This is a genomic window from Marinomonas sp. TW1 (assembly GCF_001625355.1).
Lineage (GTDB): Bacteria > Pseudomonadota > Gammaproteobacteria > Pseudomonadales > Marinomonadaceae > Marinomonas.
Genome location: NZ_JSEE01000005.1, coordinates 151,711 through 172,216 on the forward strand (window position 1 = coordinate 151,711; position 20,506 = coordinate 172,216).

The window sequence follows — 20,506 nt, forward strand, 5'->3', positions numbered from 1 at the left end:
TAGACCATTAGGTGGTCAGAATTCGCATCAATTGTTTGTAATCTTCACGGATATCCGAATCCGTATCTTGCAGCTCTTTAATCTTGCGAATCGCATGCAACGCCGTGGTATGGTCTCGACCTCCAAAGGCGTCGCCAATTTCTGGCAAGCTGTGATTCGTTAATTCTTTCGCAAGTGACATGGCCACTTGTCGTGGACGTGCCACAGATCGACTACGGCGTTTCGATAATAAATCACTGATTTTGATTTTATAATATTCCGCTACGATGCGTTGAATATTATCAATGTTCACTAGCTTATCTTGCAAGGCCAAAAGATCTTTTAATGACTCACGAACAAAATCCGGTGTAATCGCTCGACCGGTAAAATGCGAGTTGGCAATAACGCGCTTCAACGCCCCTTCTAACTCTCGTACATTGGAGCGTATTTTCTGAGCGATAAAGAAGGCCGAATCATAAGAAAGCTTGATACCACTTTCATCCGCCTTACGCATTAGGATCGCCACACGAGTCTCCAACTCTGGAGGTTCAATGGCCACCGTAAGGCCCCAACCAAATCGCGACTTCAACCGATCTTCTAACCCTTGAATTTCTTTCGGGTAACGATCGCAAGTCAGGATCATTTGTTGGCCGCCTTCTAATAAGGCATTAAAGGTATGGAAAAACTCTTCTTGTGTACGGTCTTTACCAGCAAAAAACTGAATATCGTCAATCAACAAAGCATCCACGGAACGATAATAACGCTTAAAATCATTGATGGCGTTAAGCTGTAGTGCTTTAACCATATCCGCCACAAAACGTTCTGAATGCAGATAAACCACTTTGGCATTAGGGTTATGGCGCATTAGCTCCGTACCCACGGCTTGCATTAAGTGAGTTTTACCCAGCCCCACACCGCCGTAAATAAACAGTGGGTTATACGCACCACCAGGGTTTTCCGCTACCTGTAATGCAGCAGCATGGGCCAATTGGTTTGATTTACCTTCGACGAAGTTATCGAACGTAAAAGAGTTGTTGAGGTTTGCACCATGGTTAATCCCCCCCTCAACTTGTACCTTGCGCTTTGGTGGAGTGAGAGGTAATTGACCTTGTTCGTATGGTTCTGGATCGCCCTTTAATCCTGCCGTTGATAAGGTTAAAGGGGCTTCAAACTCTAAATCCGCATGAGGACTGTCTTCTTCGTCCATTAATCCAAAACCAGGACGATAACCCGATTCAGATACGGTTGTCGTATTTAACGAATTCACTGGCGGATTCTGATGCACAGGTGGCGGTGGAGGAGGAGGAGTAGGGGACGCCGTTGCAAAACCTTGTGATTTCACTACCAAGCTTAACGCTGGTGCTGGGTCATCTCCGGCAAATTCAGACAATAACTCTTTAATACGAGTTTGATACTTGTTACTCACCCAATCCAACACAAATCGATTGGGCGCACTTAAGCACAGCTCACCACCGGTCAGCATTTCGGCTTCAAGTGGACGAATCCAAGTGTTGAACTGAGATGTGGAAAACTCACTCTGCAAGCGTTGCAGACACAGATTCCAATGCTCCAAAGACACTGTAAACGTACTCCCTGGTTGAGTGACAGACAAGAAGCGGATTTTACCTTGGATAACTTGAGTTATCCACACATTAAATAAAAAAATCCTTTCGGACAAACAAACGACGGTTTGTTAATAACAGCAAGAGTTATACACAACAGTAGATAAAAAATATAAAATGTGCATAAAACACCTAGTTATACACAAATAAATAAAGCATTATTTTCTCTTTTTTCACCGTTCTCATAAACTTCAATGCAATGTTTTATAAACACTTTATTTAAAAACAACGCTAATCTGTGAATAAAATCACTCTTTTTCAAAAATCTTATCCACTTTCCGTGTATTAGTCTGTGCATAACCACTTTAATGCTTTTGTGGTTAAATTTTTACCAATAAAAAGTCAGCAAGGCATTGAACTTACTATGGAAAGGCTCTAAAATCCGCGCCCTGATTTGACAATCAAATGCTGAGGCTTGGCGATCGCTAACCCTCAAAACTGAAACACTGCTTCAGTGAGAGAAACTAAAATGAAAAGAACTTTTCAACCTAGCGTACTGAAACGCAAACGTAACCACGGTTTCCGTGCTCGCATGGCAACTAAAGGCGGACGTCAAGTTATCGCTCGTCGTCGTGCTCGCGGCCGTAAGGCTCTAAGCGCATAAACACGCTGATGACCGATTATTGTTTTCCCCGGCAAGTCAGGCTACTGAATGCCGGGGATTATCAATCCGTTTTTAACGACACTTCTGCAAAAGTCTTTGCTGGCGAATTCCTTTTATTGGCATACAAACGTAACGATGACCAAACTCGGTTAGGTCTCATTGTGTCTAAGAAAACCGATAAAACCGCCGTAGGTCGAAACCGTATCAAACGCTTGGTACGCGAGTCGTTTCGTCATCACAAATTGACGACGACAGGACTGGACATTGTCTTCTTAGCACGCAATGGCATTAAAGACATTGACAATGAATCGTTAAGACCAAGACTGGATAAGGCTTGGTCACAATTGGCCAAAAAAGCAAAAAACCCTTCCCAAATGAAAAAACGCTCGCATTCTAAGCAGAAATAGGCTGAAAAAACTGCCAAAGGCTGGTTTAATAGCGCGTGATTTTTCTATAAGGTTCACTGAACCTACTTTGTCTAACCAAACAAATTAGTTGAATACCATGGATTTCAGACGTTACTTTTTATGGGGCGCGCTTTTTATCAGTGGCTACCTACTGTTTTTACAGTGGAACCAAGATTACGGTCAACAAACGACCCAAAGTGTGGCTCAAAGCACCCAATCTCAAAATGAGACAAACCCTCAATTAAATGATGATTTGCCTCTAGCAACTCAAAACGATGCGCAAGCCAGCAGCGAAATTCCTCAAAGCGTCAGTAGCATCGCCCCAGGAAAGTTGATTGAAGTCACCACAGATACATTACGTGTGGCCATCAACCCAGTTGGCGGTGATTTAGTTGAAGCCGCTTTATTGGAATACAAAAAAGAATTAGGGCAACCTGATCCGTTTGTTATCCTGGAAGATGGTTCAGACAGAACCTATGTCACACAAAGTGGTTTAATCGGACGAAATGGTCCTGATGCCTCCACAGAAGGCCGTCCAGTATACCAATCAGAACAAACCGCCTATCAATTAGCTGACGGAAAAGATTCTCTGGATGTGAACCTGTATTACACCGATGCAAACGGTGTTAAATACACAAAAACCTTCCGCTTCATGAAGGGGACTTACCGTATTCGTCAGCTTATTACTGTCGATAACACTTCAGCGAACACTTGGCGCGGTAATTTGTTTGCCCAGATTAAGCGTGATAACTCTCCGGATCCAAGTAAAGCGACAAGTATGGGCCTACAACCATACCTTGGTGGTGCGATTTCTGACGAAGAAACTAAGTACAACAAAATTTCTTTCTCTGACATGGAAGAAGAGCCTGTAAAAGTCACCACCACACAGGGTTGGGTTGCCGTACTGCAGCATTATTTTGTGTCGGCTTGGGTACCTGAACAGGGTCAAAAAGTCACACTACAAGCACGTACTAACAATGGTTATAACATCATTGGTTTTACGGGCTCAGCAGTGGAAATTCCAGCGGGCAAACAAGGCACAATGAGTTCGACTTTCTATGTTGGTCCTAAATTACAGGGTCAACTTGAAGCAACCGCAGAAAACCTAGACTTAACCGTTGATTACGGTTGGTTATGGTGGCTTGCAAAACCGTTGTTTTGGCTACTGACCTTGATCCAATCTTTTGTGATCAACTGGGGTGTGGCAATTATCCTAGTGGTTGTTGTCGTAAAAGCCATCTTCTTCAAGCTGTCTGCGACCAGTTACCGTTCCATGGCAAAAATGCGTAAATTTGGTCCTGAAATTGCCAAATTGAAAGACAAATATGGCGATGATCGTCAGAAAATGTCGCAAGCCATGATGGAATTGTACAAAAAAGAGAAGATTAACCCTCTCGGTGGTTGCTTGCCCATTCTAGTACAAATGCCGGTTTTCTTGGCCTTATACTGGGTATTGATGGAATCAGTTGAATTGCGTCAAGCGCCATTCATTCTTTGGATTAACGACTTGTCTGTTATGGACCCATACTTCATCCTGCCAATCTTAATGGGCATCAGTATGTTTGTTCAGCAATCATTGAATCCAACGCCGCCAGACCCAATGCAGGCGCGTATTATGAAGATCATGCCAGTGGCATTCTCGATCTTCTTCCTATGGTTCCCTGCTGGTCTTGTATTGTATTGGGTTACCAACAACACCTTGTCAATTCTTCAACAGTACGTGATTACCAAACGTATTGAGAAAGAAAACTAGGACAAGACCTGTTGAACAACATAAAAAGGCTTCCTACACGGAAGCCTTTTTACGTTTCACTTGCTATATTTCTTTTGCATAAACATTCAGCCCATTTTGACAAATAACAGAGCCTAACTATGACGGATTTTCATTACACCACTGACCAAGACACGATTGCCGCTCAAGCTACCGCGCCTGGCCGAGGAGGTGTTGGCATTATTCGTTTATCTGGCCCTAATAGCCTTGCCATTGCCAAACGCATCATAGGCTTTGAGCCAAAACCACGTTATGCCCATTATGTGCCTTTTAAACAAGCTGACGGCGAGCAACTGGACATGGGCTTAGCCATTTACTTTCCAGGGCCAAACTCCTTTACAGGAGAAGATGTATTTGAACTACAAGGTCATGGCGGCCCAGTCATTATGGACATGTTACTTAGTCACTGTTTGCATCTTGGTGCTCGTTTGGCGCGTCCAGGTGAGTTCTCAGAACGTGCTTTCATGAACGATAAAATGGATTTAACCCAAGCGGAAGCCATTGCCGATTTGATCGACAGTACCTCTGAACAAGCCGCAAAATGCGCGTTACGTTCCTTACAAGGTGCGTTTTCTAAGCGTGTAGATGAATTAGTTGAAGCCTTAATTCATTTGCGAATTTACGTGGAAGCGGCCATTGATTTTCCCGAAGAAGAAATTGATTTTATCGGTGACGGCAAAGTCGCCAGTGAATTAAAAGGCATCCGAACAAAACTTGATGATGTCCTAAAAGAAGCCAACCAAGGCGCTTTAATTCGCGAAGGTATGAATGTGGTCATTGCAGGTCGACCCAATGCAGGTAAATCCAGTTTACTCAATGCGTTATCTGGTAAAGAATCCGCCATCGTCACCAATATTGAAGGGACTACGCGTGATGTGCTACGTGAACACATTCACCTTGATGGCATGCCATTGCACATTATTGATACGGCGGGGTTGCGTGATAGTCCAGATGAAGTGGAGCGTATCGGTATACAACGTGCATGGGATGAAATCCAAAAAGCCGACCGTATTTTGATGATGGTAGACAGTCAATCCATCGACAGCAAAGACCCGAATGAAATTTGGCCAGAATTTATGGCCAAATTGGGTAACCAAAATGCCATTACTGTGATTCGTAATAAAGTGGATTTGACGACAGACCAAATTGGTTTAGAAGAGCACCAAGGTGTGCCTGTGATCTCCTTATCGGCGAAAACGGGCGATGGAATTCAACACTTAACAGACCATTTAAAAACCGTGATGGGCTTTGACAGTACAACCGAAGGCGGTTTTATTGCTCGTCGTCGTCACTTAGAAGCCTTAAATAAAGCCAACCGTTTCCTTGAAGCAGGTCATGAACAGTTACACGGTTATGGTGCAGGGGAGTTATTGGCCGAAGACTTAAAAGAAGCCCAACAAGCGTTAAGCGAAATCACTGGCGCGTTCACCAGTGATGATTTGCTAGGACGCATTTTTGGCTCTTTCTGTATCGGTAAATAGTACTAAAATGCCTTCCCTAATTGCAGACAAGCCGCCACATTACGCGCTGTGGCGGTGACATTCTGTTCGGCGTCTGCTAACACTTGATCCAACTCTGCTAAGCCGGGAATAATCGGAAAAATGGCTGTCATTCCGTGAGCCAATATCGCCTCAGCATCTTCCCCAAAGCAACCCGCGATACCTATCACCGGCACATCTGCGGCTTTGGCTTGCAGTAACACTCCCATAGGCGTCTTACCAAACACCGTTTGTCCATCAATGCGACCTTCACCGGTAATCACCAAATCCGCGTCTTTTATTTTGTCAGCAAACCCAACGCAATCCATGACGATGTCGATGCCTGGTTTTAATTCCGCGTTCAACAAAGTTTTCATAGCAAAACCCATACCGCCCGCCGCCCCAACACCAGCAACAGAACGTTGATCAGCAAAGCCGGATTTGACCATCACATCCGCAAAATGACCAAGGGCAGTATCCAATTTATTAATCATGTCTTGGTTAGCGCCTTTCTGTGGCCCAAAAATCGCTGATGCGCCATTTTCACCACACAAAGGATTGGTTACATCACAAGCCACTTCAATCTGACAATGCGCCAATTTAGGGTGACTTTGGCTGACATCCACTGTCTCAAGATCCATCAAGGTCAAACCACCTGCACCTAATGGGTTACCGACGGCATCTAAAAAATGCATACCCAAGGCTTGCGCCATGCCTAAACCTGCATCGTTAGTCGCACTGCCCCCCAACCCCAAAATAATGTGTTTAATGCCACGGTCTAAAGCATCTTTGATCAGTTCACCAGTGCCATAGCTCGTCGTAGTATAAGGGTCTCGTTGTCCTCGAGGCACCAAGTGCAATCCAGACGCAGACGCCATCTCAATCACTGCGGTTGCCGTCAATTGCTCATCCGTTCCCCCTAAAATGCCATAGTGAGCTTCGACTTTTTCACCTAAGGGTCCCGTGACGTCAAGAAAAACCATTTCTCCTTGCGTTGCATCTACCATAGATTGCACGGTTCCTTCACCGCCATCTGCCATGGGTAATTTGATGTATTCAGCTTGAGGAAAAATTTGCCGAAAACCCATTTGGATAGCAGTGGCAACTTGCATTGCCGTGAGACTTTCTTTGAAGGAATCCGGTGCAATTATGATTTTCATAGGTATCCTTGTAATTTAGCAAGATGACACATCAGTCTTCGGTCAGATTGACTAACACACGACCACGTACTTCTCCATCAAGCAATTTATAGGCCGTTTCAATCGCTTTATCTAACGAAATTTCTTCACAAATTTCTTGATAATCACTGTCTTCCAGTAATTCACTCAAGGTTTGCCAAGCTTCTAGACGATCAGCAATAGGGCGCATCACACTATCGATGCCAATTAAACGCACGCCTCGAAGAATAAAAGGCGCGACAGAGCCAGGGAAATCCATCCCTTGAGCCAAACCACAGGCGGTCACAACACCACCATATTGAGTAGAAGCACAAGCATTGGCTAAAGTATGACTGCCGACACAATCCACCACCCCAGCCCAACGCTCTTTTTGTAAAGGTTTGCCGCTTTCCGACAAACTTGCTCGATCAATAATGTCCGCAGCGCCTAACGATTTTAAATAGGCCTCTTGACTCATTCGTCCAGTTGAAGCCACCACTCGATAACCAAGACGACTTAACAAACGAATTGCAAAACTTCCAACGCCCCCGTTAGCCCCTGTCACTAAAATATCACCGGATTCAGGTAACACTTTCTGATTTTGCAACGCAAGAACAGACAACATAGCGGTATAGCCTGCGGTTCCTACCATCATAGCTTGTTGAGGCGTCATATTTTTAGGCAGTGGAATCAACCAATCACTTTTCAGGCGGGCTTTTTGAGATAAGCCTCCCCAGTGTGCTTCACCCACTCCAAAGCCATTCAGTAATACCAACTCTCCAGATTGAAAACGATCACTTTCCGAATCGATAACGCGTCCGACTAGATCAATGCCGGGGACCATTGGGTAGCGTCGAGCAATGCGACCTTTTCCAGTAATGGCCAAAGCGTCTTTATAGTTCAATGTACTGTAAAGCACATCCACTAACACATCGCCATTAGGCAATTGATCTTCGTTTAAATGGGTTAATGAACATTGCTGCTGACCTGATTCAGTTTGCTCGATAAAAAGACTTTGAAACATGTATCACTCCTTTTAGACCGATCGTCTAGTTAAATAGTTAAAAAAACCAGATGATGTCCATCTGGTTTACTCGCCAGTTACTCTGGCTTCAAGATATTTGCCAAATAAAAGGCCATGTAGCTTTCCAATGGCTGACATGACTTCAACAGTCGTGCTCGATGCACCGCTCCTTCCCAACCTAACCAAAAAATTTGTGCCATTTGATTGGCATCGTCTTTAAAAGCGAATACTCCATCCACTTGTCCAGCCTGTAGATACTGAGCTAACCTGTTTTGCCAGCTCTGATAACAAGCTTGAATGTGTTGGTTAAAAGATTCCGACAAAAGCACAGACTCTTGTTCAAGGTTTCCCACTAAACAACCGCGTTTAAAGTGGTGCCGAACCATGCCCTCACAAGCATCTTTTGAAAAATGTACTAACCGCTGTTGATAAGGTAGTTCCTCATTCTGCAGAAAATGATCAAGCTTGCTCTCAAAATATTGCTGGTAAGCCTTTAAAACAGCTAAGCCAAACGCTTCTTTGTTGGAAAAGTAATGATAAAAAGACCCTTTTGGTACCCCTACGGATTTCAGAATCGGTTCAATGCCACTGACCGTAAAGCCTTTTTCCGTCAACATGGCCATACCAGCCCGAAGTAGCGCTAATTTAGTATCTTCTGATACAGATGCTTCGCTCTTGGGTCGACCACGGGGTCGCCTCGTTTTCAGTTCAACCATGACACCAACCTATCCACTCAATGCTATTAAAATAGACTAGTCGTCTATAAAATTCAAATGTGTATAAAGCACCATCAGCATTGGATGAATACACTGTATTTATCAACAGTAATAACGCATTCAAATAAAAATTCTGATTTTATTTTCACTTTCTTTCTGTGGATTGTTTTCTTTTATTTTTTCAAAAAAAACCACATAAAATTATACTTTTTCCTTTATAAACATAACGTTATGAAAATAAACTTGCTTTGAAATGACTGTTGATAACTTTGGTGATAGGTTGAAAAAAAGTTTTGCACAGTTTTTAACAAAAAAGGACTCTAAAATCCTTTCTGTATAACTAGCCTATTTATACACAAGAATAGATTATCCACATAACAGGAAGAAGAGCCCTTTTATCACATCTTGTTATGTTCATAACTTAATGAAAATAAAGATTTTTTAGTATTTATTAACAGATTTTGGCTTGCTATATAGACATAACATTAATAAAAAACACTATATATACTTCTTTATTTAATAATATTGATGACCGGAGAAAGCCTTGGTGCATCCCTTTCTTTTTCAAAATTAGCCTTTATACTAGGCGCCCTTATCCGAAATTGATCGTTTTTTATTCATTTGTTCTACTTACTAGTAATATCGAGGTTCCCGTGGATTTCCCAAGCCGCTTTGATGTGATTGTGGTGGGTGGCGGACATGCCGGCACAGAAGCCGCTTTGGCTGCTGCTCGTATGGGGGTAAAAACCCTTCTGCTATCGCACAACATTGAAACTTTAGGACAGATGTCCTGTAACCCAGCCATAGGTGGTATTGGGAAGTCCCACTTAGTGAAAGAAATTGATGCTTTAGACGGTGCTATGGCATTGGCGACAGATCAAGCGGGTATTCAATTTCGCACTTTGAATTCCCGTAAAGGTCCGGCGGTACGAGCGACTCGTGCTCAAGCCGATCGTATCTTGTACAAAGCGGCAATACGTCACCAACTTGAAAACCAAGAAAACCTTTGGTTATTTCAGCAGTCTGTTGAAGACTTGATTGTTGAAGACGGCGCGGCTCGTGGAGTCGTTACTCAAACCGGTATTCGTTTTAACAGTAAAACGGTTGTGTTAACCGCAGGGACATTTCTTGGTGGCGTGATCCATATTGGTTTGCAAAATCATGCTGGTGGTCGAGCAGGGGATCCACCTTCCATTGGGTTAGCGGAAAAACTGCGAGCTTTACCTTTCCAAGTGGATCGACTAAAAACCGGAACACCGCCTAGAATTGATGCTCGATCTGTTGATTTTACCCAAATGCAGCCACAACCAGGCGATGACATTACGCCGGTTATGTCTTATATGGGGAATCGAGATTTACACCCTCGTCAAATTGAATGTTTCATCACGCATACCAATGAACGTACCCACGATATTATTCGCAGTGGTATGGATCGTTCTCCTATGTATACGGGTGTGATTGAAGGGGTTGGTCCTCGTTATTGTCCATCGATTGAAGATAAAATTGTGCGTTTTGCCGATAAAAATTCGCATCAAATTTTCATTGAACCAGAAGGGTTAACCACCCACGAACTTTATCCAAATGGTATTTCAACTTCATTGCCATTTGATGTACAACTAGACTTAGTTCGTTCAATGAAAGGCATGGAAAATGCCCATATAACGCGACCAGGTTATGCCATTGAGTATGATTACTTTAATCCACAAGGTTTGAAATACTCACTTGAAACTAAGCACATGCCAGGGCTGTTTTTTGCTGGTCAAATTAATGGTACGACAGGCTATGAAGAAGCTGGTGCTCAGGGCTTATTAGCCGGTGCGAATGCAGCGTTATTAGCACAAGAAAAAGACCCTTGGACGCCTCGCCGAGATGAAGCTTATCTTGGCGTTTTGGTGGACGATTTGATTACCATGGGCACCAAAGAGCCATACCGCATGTTTACCAGTCGTGCGGAATACCGTTTGATTCTTCGTGAAGACAATGCGGACATGCGTTTAACCGAAAAAGGTCGTGACATCGGTTTGGTGTCGGATGCTCGTTGGGCCGCGTTTTGTCAAAAACGAGAAGCCATTGAACAAGAAACACAGCGCTTAAAATCCAGCTGGATTGTACCGAATTCTGCGGAAGCTGAGGCCATTAATCCTAAATTGGAAACGCCAATCAGCCGTGAATACAGCTTATTGGATTTGTTGAAACGTCCAGGCATTGTTTATCAGGACATTGCGGGTCTAAAAAACAGTCCTGAGCAAAGTGTTGATGAACAAGTTTCAGAGCAAGTTCAAATTACCGTAAAATACGCGGGCTATATTGCTCGTCAGGCGGAAGACATTGAGCGTTTACGTCGCCAAGAAAATACGCCGTTACCTGCGGATTTGGATTACAGCCAAATGGAAGGTTTATCGAATGAGATTAAACAAAAATTGAGCGAAGCGCGTCCTGAAAGTCTTGCGGCTGCGTCCAGAATACAAGGTGTGACACCAGCCGCGGTGTCCTTATTGTTAATTCATTTGAAAAAGCGTGCCATTGCTAAGAAAAGTGCCTAAAATCAGCAATCGAAATTTGCCAATTTAAACGGATCGATTGTGACGCACTTTGATACCATCCAAACAGGCGCCCAACAAATGGGCGCTGCTTTATCCGATGACACCATTCAACGCCTTGTAAGCTATCTTGCAATGTTGGAAAAATGGAATAAAGCCTATAACTTGACCGCCATTCGTGATGTTGAACAAATGATTTCATTGCATTTGCTCGACAGTTTGGCGACCTTGCCATACATCCAAGGTGAAAAAATCATCGATGTGGGCACCGGACCTGGTTTACCTGGTATGGTGCTTGCTATATGTTATCCTGACAAAGCGTTCACTTTGTTAGACAGTAATGGCAAAAAAACTCGGTTTTTAACTCAAGTTAAAATGGAATTAGGCGTTGAGAATGTCACGGTAGCCAATGAGCGAGTTGAAAAACATCCGCATCAGGGTGACTACGATCATGTTATTTCACGAGCATTTGCTTCAATACAAGACATGATCAATTGGACTTTGCCTCTTCCTAAACAATCGGGTAACTTTTTAGCGATGAAGGGTGTATACCCTCATGAGGAAATAGCGGCACTGCCGAAAGAGGTTGAAGTACTTTCGATAGATTCTCTTTCCGTGCCAAATGTTCAGGCAGAGCGTCATATGGTTGTAATGGCGCGTAAAGGATAAAGCATGGCTAGAATCATCGCAGTGACGAATCAAAAAGGTGGCGTAGGCAAGACGACAACATGTGTCAACTTGGCCGCCTCTCTGACCGCTATGAAGCGTCGAGTATTACTGATTGATTTGGATCCACAGGGAAACGCGACAACAGGCAGCGGTCTCAGCAAAGAAGAATTAGACACCAGTGTCTATGATGTGTTGGTGGGGTCTCATGGCGTCAAAGACGTTATGAAAAAATGCTCCCCTGGGGATTACTGGGTGTTACCTGCTAATGGTGATCTGACTGGGGCGGAAGTGGCTCTGTTGGATTTACCGAGTAAAGAAACCCGTTTGCGAGCAGGTCTTTACGAAGTAGACAATGATTTCGACTATATTCTGTTGGACTGTCCGCCAGCCTTGAACATGTTGACCGTTAATGCTCTAGCGGCATCGCAAGGGGTGTTGATTCCAGTACAATGTGAATACTATGCTCTTGAAGGTTTAACGGCATTATTGCAAACCATCGAGCGCATTACTCAAGCATTAAACCCTTCTTTAGAGGTCGAAGGTATCTTACGAACCATGTATGATCCTCGTCCTAGTTTGACTCACGATGTGTCGGTACAGCTGCATAAACATTTTGGTAATAAGGTGTACGACACGGTGATTCCTAGAAACATTCGATTGGCTGAGTCTCCTAGCTATGGTCTACCTGTACTGCATTATGAAAAGCAGTCTCGTGGCGCCATCGCATATTTGGCACTCGCTGGTGAATTTATTCGTAAACGAGCGGCGTAATTAGGTTGAAATCAAACCTGCTTTAATTGCAATTAAGGTTAATGAAATGACGATGAAAAAAAGAGGCCTAGGTCGAGGTTTAGATGCGTTATTGGCACCTCAAACGAGTGTGACCAAAGACATAGATAATGACTCGGCAGATGATCAGATTAAAGGGCTAACTTATTTACCTGTTGATTGGCTATCCAAGGGGAAGTTTCAACCTCGTCGTGACATGAATACTGCGCAGTTGGAGGATCTTGCTGCTTCGATTCGTACGCAAGGCATTATGCAGCCTATCGTGGTGCGCCCAATCAGTGGTGGCGGCTCTGATCAATATGAAATTATTGCCGGTGAACGTCGTTGGCGTGCTGCAAAATTAGCTGCTTTAGAACAAGTGCCTGTCATCGTACGTCATGTTGAAGACGCCGATGCGGTAGTGCTGGCGTTGATTGAAAACATTCAACGGGAAGACTTAAACCCAGTGGAAGAAGCGTTGGCTTTACAACGATTGGTCGAGGACTTCCATTTAACCCAGCAAGAAGTGGCCGATACTGTCGGTAAATCTCGTTCCGCGGTCGCCAATCTATTGCGTTTGCTTGGTTTGACCCCAGAAGTCAGACGTCTGTTGGAGCATGGTGACATTGAAATGGGTCATGCTCGTGCTTTGCTACCATTAGAGCATGATAAGCAAATACAGGCTGCGTCACAGGTCGTCACTAAGTCTTTGTCGGTTCGAGAAACGGAAAGATTGGCGAAAAACTATCAGGTTAACAATGATCATTCGACTGACACTAAGCCCGCTCTGCCTGATTTGAGTGCAGAAGCTGAACGTATTAGTCAAAAAATCAACGCGGCTGTGAAAATTCAACCAAGTGCGAAAGGAAAGGGCAAATTAGTGATTGAATATCGAAACCCTGAACACTTGGAGCTCTTGATTAGCGAGTTATTAGAGCAAAAAGGATGATTTATTAGAAATGTGTATTTTTGTAGCTAAGATCAGAGCCTTTTAAAGTGATTTAGCCGATCACTTTAAGTTGAACCCCGTCGCTATTACCCCTATAATGCCTCGAATTTTATAAATCGCCACATTGGTTGCACTTTTGTAGTGCGCTATAGAGAGTTTAGAAATGGGGAATCAAAAACCGCGTCGCGCAAGTGAAATTCTTAGCGCAAAAAAGAAAGCGGTATTACGTTTCTTGCTGTTACAACTATTTCTTTCTATTTTTACTGCGCTGGGAATTTTTTTGATTGCTGGTGGTCTGTATGGGTACTCTTTTATTCTAGGGGCTCTGTCCAGCGTTATTCCGAGCATGTTTATGGCATGGCGGATGTTTGGTAAAAAAGGCACACAGCCGGCGAAAGAAATGGTCAGAACATTTTATCGTGGAGAAGCGAGTAAGTTAGCTATGACAGTGTGTTTGTTGTCGCTGGTTTTTCTACTGATAAAGCCCTTATCTGCGGGCGCTTTTTTCGCAGGTTTTGGGATCGCTATATTGAGTCACTGGCTCAGCCCTATTTTATTGCGACACGCGTAAAATACATGGGTATAAAAGAATTTTAATCATTGAGAGAGTGTGGGTATTAGTATGGGGATTGAAAGTCCAAGTGCTGCATCTTATATAAAGCACCACCTTCAGAACTTGACCTTTGGTCAACACCCTGATGGGACATGGGGATTTGCTCATAGTGCGAAAGAAGCTGCTGAGATGGGATTTTGGGCCATCCATGTAGACACATTGGCCGTTTCGGTCGCTTTGGGTCTATTGTTTTTATGGTTGTTCCGTATCGCAGCAAAAAAAGCGTCGACCGATACACCAACAGGTCTACAAAACTTTGTAGAGCTAATGGTTGAATTTGTTGATGGCAGCGTTAAAGAAACCTTCCACGGAAAGAGTAAAGTGATAGCGCCTTTGGCGTTAACCATCTTTGTGTGGGTCTTCTTGTTGAACTTGATGGATTTGGTACCGGTGGATTTCTTACCGGCGGTCGCTCAATTTATCGGGGTGAATGTATTTGGTGCGGATCCGCATCATGTCTACTTTAAATTCGTACCAACAACGGACTTGAATGCCACTCTTGGTATGTCGTTGTCTGTATTTGTATTGATTGTATTTTACAGTATCAAAGTAAAAGGCATCAGTGGCTTTGTTGGCGAATTAACCTTGCAACCATTCGGTAAGTGGATGATTCCTTTTAACTTTTTGTTGGAAGGTGTCGGTCTACTTGCGAAGCCAGTATCACTAGCGTTACGACTATTTGGTAACTTGTATGCTGGTGAATTGATCTTCATTCTGATTGCTCTTTTACCATGGGGTCTACAGTGGGCACTCTCTGTTCCATGGGCAATCTTCCATATTTTGGTCATCGTGCTTCAAGCTTTCATCTTTATGATGTTGACTATCGTCTACCTGAGTATGGCGCACGAAGATCACTAAAAGTGTGTTCTTTAAAGTAATATTTTTTTAAACCTTATCTAAAACTGTGAAAATGTAGGAGTTAAAATGGAAACTGTAGTTGGTCTTACTGCGATTGCTGTAGCCCTTCTGATCGGTCTAGGTGCCCTTGGTACTGCGATTGGTTTCGGTATCTTAGGTGGAAAATTCTTGGAAGGCGCTGCGCGTCAACCTGAGATGGTTCCAATGCTACAAGTTAAAATGTTCATCGTAGCGGGTCTTCTAGATGCCGTAACTATGATCGGTGTAGGTATTGCATTGTTCTTCACGTTCGCGAATCCTTTTGTTGCTTTGGTCGCTGGTTAATATTCTGCAAAACTTTGCAGAAATAAATTTTAAACGACTAAAAGCGAGGGTATTAGCGTGAATTTAAATCTCACACTTGTAGGCCAAGCTATCTCGTTTGCCATTTTCGTCTGGTTCTGCATGAAATTTGTGTGGCCACCAGTGATTGCTGCGCTTGAAGAGCGTAGCAAGAAAATTGCAGACGGTTTGGAAGCAGCGAATCGTGCCTCACGTGATCTAGAATTGGCTCAAGAACAAGCCGATAAGATTTTACGTGATAGCAAAGAGAACGCGGCCGAGATTATTGAACAAGCCAACAAACGTGCGAACCAAATGATCGACGAGGCAAAAGAGCAAGTGATCGCTGACGGTAAACGTCTGCGTGAAGCGGCTCAAGCTGAAATAGAGCAAGATGCATTGCGTGCTAAAGAAGCATTGCGTGCTCAGGTTTCTGCTCTAGCATTTGCCGGCGCCGAGAAAATTTTGGGAGCCACCATTGACGAAAAAGCACATAGCGAGATCGTTGAACAGCTCGCCAAAGAGCTTTAAGCGAGGGTCTAATGGCTGAATTAAAAACAGTCGCGCGACCGTATGCCAAAGCGGCTTTTGAAGTAGCGAAAGAGCAAGGCCAGATTGCACAGTGGGCGGATATGCTAAGCATATTGGCTGCTGTGACAACCGAACCTAAGCTTCGTCAAGCTCTTGAAAATCCCGCTTTTAGTGCGGAAGAAAAGGCAAACGCTCTAGCGGATGTTTGTGCGGAAGTAGCAACAGAACAAGGAAAAGCATTTTTGCTGGCCCTTGCTGAGAATAAGCGTTTAGCGCTTCTTCCTGCTATTTCAGAACTTTTTGTTCTGTTTAAACTGAATTATGAGAAAGCCGTAAATGTTGAATTTACAACTGCTTTCGATTTATCAGCAGAGCAAACACAAGCATTAGCGGATTCATTGAGTAAAAAGTTGGACCGTACTGTCAACTTAACCAGTGAAACAGACGTAAGCCTAATTGGTGGCGTGGTTATCCGTACCGGTGACTTAATCATCGACGGTTCAGTACGCGGTAAATTAGCGAAACTGTCCGAGGCGATAAACTCCTAGTGTTCCGTTAAGTCGAAACCAGGGTTGAGGAATTTAGCATGCAGCAACTGAATCCATCTGAGATCAGCGAGATTATCAAGAAGCGCATCGAGAACCTCGATGTTTCTTCTGATGCCCAGAATGAGGGCACAATTGTCAGCGTGGCAGACGGTATCGTTCTGATCCACGGTCTGGCAGATGTTATGTACGGGGAAATGATTGAATTCCCTGGTGGTGTTTACGGTATGGCCTTGAACCTAGAGCGTGACTCTGTAGGTGCGGTTGTATTAGGTAACTACCAAGACCTTGTTGAAGGTCAAAAAGTAAAATGTACAGGTCGTATTCTGGAAGTTCCAGTAGGACCTGAATTGCTAGGCCGCGTTGTTGACGCTTTAGGTAATCCTATTGACGGCAAAGGCGCAGTTGACGCAAAACTAACTGACAAAGTTGAAAAAGTTGCGCCTGGCGTAATCGACCGTCAGTCAGTTGATCAACCAATCCAAACGGGTTACAAGGCAATTGATGCCATGGTACCGGTAGGTCGAGGTCAACGTGAGTTGATCATCGGTGACCGTCAGGTCGGTAAAACGGCTTTGGCGATCGACACCATTATTGCTCAGAAAAACAGTGGCATTAAATGTGTGTACGTTGCGATTGGTCAAAAACAATCTACTATTGCCAACGTTGTACGTAAGCTTGAAGAAGCAGGCGCGATGGAATACACCACTGTTGTTGCAGCTGGTGCTTCTGATCCTGCGTCTATGTTATTCCTTGCGCCGTACACTGGTTGTTCAATGGGTGAATACTTCCGTGACCGCGGTGAAGATGCATTGATCATTTATGATGATTTGACCAAGCAAGCTTGGGCTTACCGTCAAATCTCTTTGCTACTTCGTCGTCCACCTGGTCGTGAAGCTTACCCTGGTGACGTATTCTACCTTCACTCTCGTCTTCTTGAGCGTGCTTCTCGTGTTAGTGCAGACTATGTTGAGAAGTTCACTAACGGTGAAGTAAAAGGCCAAACAGGTTCTTTGACTGCTTTGCCTATCATCGAGACACAAGGTGGTGACGTATCTGCGTTCGTACCAACTAACGTAATCTCCATCACAGATGGTCAGATTTTCCTTGAAACGAGCTTGTTCAACTCTGGTATTCGTCCAGCGATGAACGCCGGTATTTCCGTTTCTCGTGTTGGTGGTGCGGCGCAAACTAAGATCGTTAAGAAACTTGGTGGCGGTATTCGTCTTGCTTTGGCTCAGTATCGTGAATTGGCGGCATTCGCTCAGTTCGCATCTGACCTAGACGAAGCAACACGTAAGCAGTTAGAACACGGTAAACAGGTAACAGAACTGATGAAACAAAAGCAGTTCTCTCCAATGCCTGTTGCTGATATGGGTGTGGTTCTTTACGCTGCTAATGATGGCTACCTTGAAGATGTTGATACAAGCAAAATTGCCAGTTTTGAAAGTTCTTTGTTGAGCTACATGAACAGCGAACACGCTGATCTAATGGCTGACATTAACAAAACAGGCAATTTTAACGGCGAGATTGAAGCGACATTTAAAGCGGCAATCGAGAAGTTTAAAGCGACGCAAACTTGGTAATGTGGTTGGTGACAAGTTAATCTTGTCACCATCTTCTTGCAGTTTGTGAAATAACATTCTCACAAGGGCAGTTCTATTATGGCAGTCGGAAAAGAGATACGTACTCAGATTTCGAGCATTAACAATACGCGTAAAATTACTCGTGCCATGGAAAAAGTGGCCGCTAGTAAGACGCGTAAAGCTCAGGATCGTATGGCCGCTTCTCGTCCGTATGCGGAACGAATTCGCCAAGTAGTTGGTCATTTGGCCAACGCGAATCCTGAGTATAAACACCGTTACCTTACCGAGCGTGAGGCGAAGCGTGTTGGTTATATCGTAATCTCTTCTGATCGTGGTTTGTGTGGTGGCTTAAACGTAAACGTGTTTAAAGCTGCTATTAGAGATATGAAACAGTTTGCTGATTCAGGTGTTGAAGTTGACATCTGTGCGATCGGTTCAAAAGCCGTTTCATTCTTTCGCAACTACGGCGGAAATGTCACAGCAGCCCACACTGGTTTAGGTGATGCGCCTAAAGCCGACGATCTTGTTGGTAGTGTGAAGGTGATGTTGGACGCTTTCGATGATGGTCGAATTGATCAATTGTTTGTGGTTTCTAATGAGTTCGTGAATACCATGACTCAGAAGCCAACAGTTGAGCAGCTTTTACCATTAAAAGCGGAAGAGAATACAGAGTTACAGCACCACTGGGATTACATCTATGAGCCTGAAGCCGTTGAAATTTTGAACGAGTTATTGGTTCGCTATATTGAATCTCAAGTGTATCAATCAGTGGTTGAGAACATTGCATGTGAACAAGCAGCTCGTATGCTTGCGATGAAAAATGCAACGGACAACGCTGGTGATATCATTGATGAATTACAGCTGGTGTACAACAAGGCTCGTCAAGCAGCGATTACTCAGGAAATTTCTGAGATAGTCAGCGGCGCGGCAGCGGTTTAAGGTATTAGGTATTAAGAGGATCCGAACATGAGTAGCGGACAAATCGTACAGATTATCGGTGCGGTTATCGACGTGGAATTCCCACGTGATAATGTGCCAAAAGTATACGACGCCCTCACAATCGAGGGAAAAGAGTTGGTGTTGGAAGTTCAACAACAGCTAGGCGACGGTGTTGTTCGTACCATCGCCATGGGTTCCACTGATGGTATGAAGCGTGGCCTTCCAGTAACAAATACTGGTCACCCTGTTTCTGTCCCAGTTGGTACTCAAACACTAGGACGTATTATGGACGTTCTAGGTAACCCAATTGATGAAAAAGGCCCTATCGGCGAAGAAGCACGTTGGTCTATCCACCGTTCTGCTCCTTCTTACGATGAGCAAGCATCTGGTAATGAACTACTAGAAACGGGTATCAAGGTAATCGACCTTGTATGTCCTTTCGCGAAGGGTGGTAAAGTTGGTCTGTTTGGTGGTGCCGGTGTAGGTAAAACCGTAAACATGATGGAACTTATCCGTAACATCGCGATCGAGCACAGCGGTTACTCTGTATTCGCTGGTGTTGGTGAGCGTACTCGTGAGGGTAACGACTTCTACCATGAGATGACGGATTCGAACGTAATCGATAAAGTATCTCTAGTATACGGTCAGATGAACGAGCCACCAGGTAACCGTCTACGTGTTGCTTTGACTGGTTTGACTATGGCAGAGAAATTCCGTGACGAAGGTCGTGACGTACTTTTCTTCGTAGATAACATCTACCGTTATACGCTTGCTGGTACGGAAGTATCTGCATTGCTAGGTCGTATGCCATCTGCGGTAGGTTACCAGCCAACTCTTGCTGAAGAGATGGGTGTACTACAAGAGCGTATTACGTCAACTAAGACGGGTTCTATCACATCGGTACAAGCGGTATACGTACCAGCCGATGACTTGACTGACCCATCTCCAGCGACGACTTTCTCTCACTTGGATGCGACTGTTGTATTGTCTCGTGATATCGCTGCTTTGGGTATCTACCCTGCGATTGACCCTCTTGATAGTACTTCTCGTCAGCTTGACCCATTGGTTATCGGTCAAGAACATTATGACGTAGCACGTGGTGTTCAAATGGTATTGCAACGCTATAAAGAGCTAAAAGACATCATTGCAATCTTGGGTATGGACGAGTTATCTGAAGAAGATAAGCAAACGGTTAACCGTTCTCGTAAAATCCAACGTTTCTTGTCTCAGCCTTTCTTCGTAGCAGAAGTCTTCACTGGCGCACCTGGTAAGTATGTTTCTTTGAAAGAAACCATTCGTGGTTTTAAAGGCATTCTTGACGGTGAGTACGATGAGCTTCCAGAGCAAGCCTTCTACATGATTGGTAGCATCGACGAAGCGGTCGAGAAAGCTAAGAAACTTTAACCATTACGCCTAGCAAGAGTGCTGT

The 20,506-nt window shown here is 44.1% G+C and carries 20 protein-coding genes; 16 read left to right on the top strand and 4 right to left on the bottom strand.

Annotated elements, in window-relative coordinates; genetic code table 11:
* Positions 1–7 precede the first annotated feature (7 nt).
* Positions 8–1,558, bottom strand: a complete 1,551-nt coding sequence (gene dnaA / locus OA79_RS06075; protein ID WP_063332412.1) for a chromosomal replication initiator protein DnaA — start codon at positions 1,556–1,558, stop codon at positions 8–10.
* Positions 1,559–2,070: 512 nt separating this feature from the next.
* On the opposite strand from dnaA, the gene rpmH reads away from it, so the two are divergent.
* From rpmH to mnmE, 4 genes are all read left to right on the top strand, one after another.
* The gene (gene rpmH / locus OA79_RS18045; protein WP_013663328.1) at positions 2,071–2,205 is read left to right on the top strand and encodes a 50S ribosomal protein L34; all 135 of its coding nucleotides are present in this window, start codon (positions 2,071–2,073) and stop codon (positions 2,203–2,205) included.
* 8 nt (positions 2,206–2,213) lie between these two features.
* Positions 2,214–2,612 carry a ribonuclease P protein component gene (rnpA, locus tag OA79_RS06080; RefSeq protein ID WP_063332330.1) on the top strand — a complete coding sequence of 133 codons (399 nt, stop codon included), beginning with the start codon at positions 2,214–2,216 and terminating at the stop codon, positions 2,610–2,612.
* A gap of 97 nt (positions 2,613–2,709) precedes the next feature.
* Positions 2,710–4,365: a membrane protein insertase YidC gene (yidC, locus tag OA79_RS06085; RefSeq protein ID WP_063332331.1), complete on the top strand. Its 1,656-nt coding sequence runs from the start codon at positions 2,710–2,712 to the stop codon at positions 4,363–4,365.
* A gap of 119 nt (positions 4,366–4,484) precedes the next feature.
* On the top strand, positions 4,485–5,864 hold the full coding sequence (mnmE, locus tag OA79_RS06090) for a tRNA uridine-5-carboxymethylaminomethyl(34) synthesis GTPase MnmE (RefSeq protein ID WP_063332332.1): 1,380 nt from the start codon (positions 4,485–4,487) through the stop codon (positions 5,862–5,864).
* Between the two features lie 2 nt (positions 5,865–5,866).
* Here mnmE and OA79_RS06095 read toward each other — a convergent pair whose 3' ends face one another.
* From OA79_RS06095 to acuR, 3 genes are all read right to left on the bottom strand, one after another.
* Positions 5,867–7,021, bottom strand: coding sequence for a glycerate kinase (locus tag OA79_RS06095; RefSeq protein WP_063332333.1), 1,155 nt, complete (start codon positions 7,019–7,021; stop codon positions 5,867–5,869).
* A gap of 31 nt (positions 7,022–7,052) precedes the next feature.
* Positions 7,053–8,042, bottom strand: coding sequence for an acrylyl-CoA reductase (NADPH) (acuI, locus tag OA79_RS06100; RefSeq protein WP_063332334.1), 990 nt, complete (start codon positions 8,040–8,042; stop codon positions 7,053–7,055).
* A gap of 77 nt (positions 8,043–8,119) precedes the next feature.
* Positions 8,120–8,758, bottom strand: coding sequence for an acrylate utilization transcriptional regulator AcuR (acuR, locus tag OA79_RS06105; RefSeq protein WP_063332335.1), 639 nt, complete (start codon positions 8,756–8,758; stop codon positions 8,120–8,122).
* 653 nt (positions 8,759–9,411) lie between these two features.
* Between acuR and mnmG the strand changes: the two genes are divergently transcribed.
* The 12 genes from mnmG to atpD all read left to right on the top strand — a co-directional run bounded on the left by mnmG (position 9,412) and on the right by atpD (position 20,481).
* Positions 9,412–11,301 (top strand): tRNA uridine-5-carboxymethylaminomethyl(34) synthesis enzyme MnmG, encoded by a 1,890-nt coding sequence (gene mnmG, locus OA79_RS06110; protein WP_063332336.1) that lies wholly within the window; start codon positions 9,412–9,414, stop codon positions 11,299–11,301.
* Between the two features lie 39 nt (positions 11,302–11,340).
* The gene (rsmG, locus tag OA79_RS06115; RefSeq protein WP_082825395.1) at positions 11,341–11,967 is read left to right on the top strand and encodes a 16S rRNA (guanine(527)-N(7))-methyltransferase RsmG; all 627 of its coding nucleotides are present in this window, start codon (positions 11,341–11,343) and stop codon (positions 11,965–11,967) included.
* 3 nt (positions 11,968–11,970) lie between these two features.
* Entirely contained in the window at positions 11,971–12,738 is a 768-nt protein-coding gene (locus OA79_RS06120) for a ParA family protein (RefSeq protein WP_063332337.1), read from the top strand.
* A 46-nt stretch (positions 12,739–12,784) separates the two neighbouring features.
* A complete protein-coding gene (locus OA79_RS06125) occupies positions 12,785–13,684 on the top strand; it encodes a ParB/RepB/Spo0J family partition protein (protein WP_063332338.1) in 900 nt (299 codons plus the stop codon).
* Positions 13,685–13,847: 163 nt separating this feature from the next.
* Positions 13,848–14,255: an ATP synthase subunit I gene (locus tag OA79_RS06130; RefSeq protein WP_063332339.1), complete on the top strand. Its 408-nt coding sequence runs from the start codon at positions 13,848–13,850 to the stop codon at positions 14,253–14,255.
* A 51-nt stretch (positions 14,256–14,306) separates the two neighbouring features.
* The gene (gene atpB, locus OA79_RS06135; protein WP_063332340.1) at positions 14,307–15,155 is read left to right on the top strand and encodes a F0F1 ATP synthase subunit A; all 849 of its coding nucleotides are present in this window, start codon (positions 14,307–14,309) and stop codon (positions 15,153–15,155) included.
* Between the two features lie 66 nt (positions 15,156–15,221).
* A complete protein-coding gene (gene atpE / locus OA79_RS06140; protein WP_012072127.1) occupies positions 15,222–15,479 on the top strand; it encodes a F0F1 ATP synthase subunit C in 258 nt (85 codons plus the stop codon).
* Positions 15,480–15,536: 57 nt separating this feature from the next.
* The gene (locus OA79_RS06145) at positions 15,537–16,007 is read left to right on the top strand and encodes a F0F1 ATP synthase subunit B (protein WP_013798012.1); all 471 of its coding nucleotides are present in this window, start codon (positions 15,537–15,539) and stop codon (positions 16,005–16,007) included.
* 11 nt (positions 16,008–16,018) lie between these two features.
* Positions 16,019–16,555 carry a F0F1 ATP synthase subunit delta gene (locus OA79_RS06150; protein ID WP_063332341.1) on the top strand — a complete coding sequence of 179 codons (537 nt, stop codon included), beginning with the start codon at positions 16,019–16,021 and terminating at the stop codon, positions 16,553–16,555.
* 38 nt (positions 16,556–16,593) lie between these two features.
* Positions 16,594–18,138 carry a F0F1 ATP synthase subunit alpha gene (atpA, locus tag OA79_RS06155; protein ID WP_063332342.1) on the top strand — a complete coding sequence of 515 codons (1,545 nt, stop codon included), beginning with the start codon at positions 16,594–16,596 and terminating at the stop codon, positions 18,136–18,138.
* Between the two features lie 78 nt (positions 18,139–18,216).
* A complete protein-coding gene (gene atpG, locus OA79_RS06160) occupies positions 18,217–19,077 on the top strand; it encodes a F0F1 ATP synthase subunit gamma (protein ID WP_063332343.1) in 861 nt (286 codons plus the stop codon).
* Between the two features lie 27 nt (positions 19,078–19,104).
* The gene (gene atpD / locus OA79_RS06165) at positions 19,105–20,481 is read left to right on the top strand and encodes a F0F1 ATP synthase subunit beta (RefSeq protein ID WP_063332344.1); all 1,377 of its coding nucleotides are present in this window, start codon (positions 19,105–19,107) and stop codon (positions 20,479–20,481) included.
* Positions 20,482–20,506: the final 25 nt, after the last annotated feature.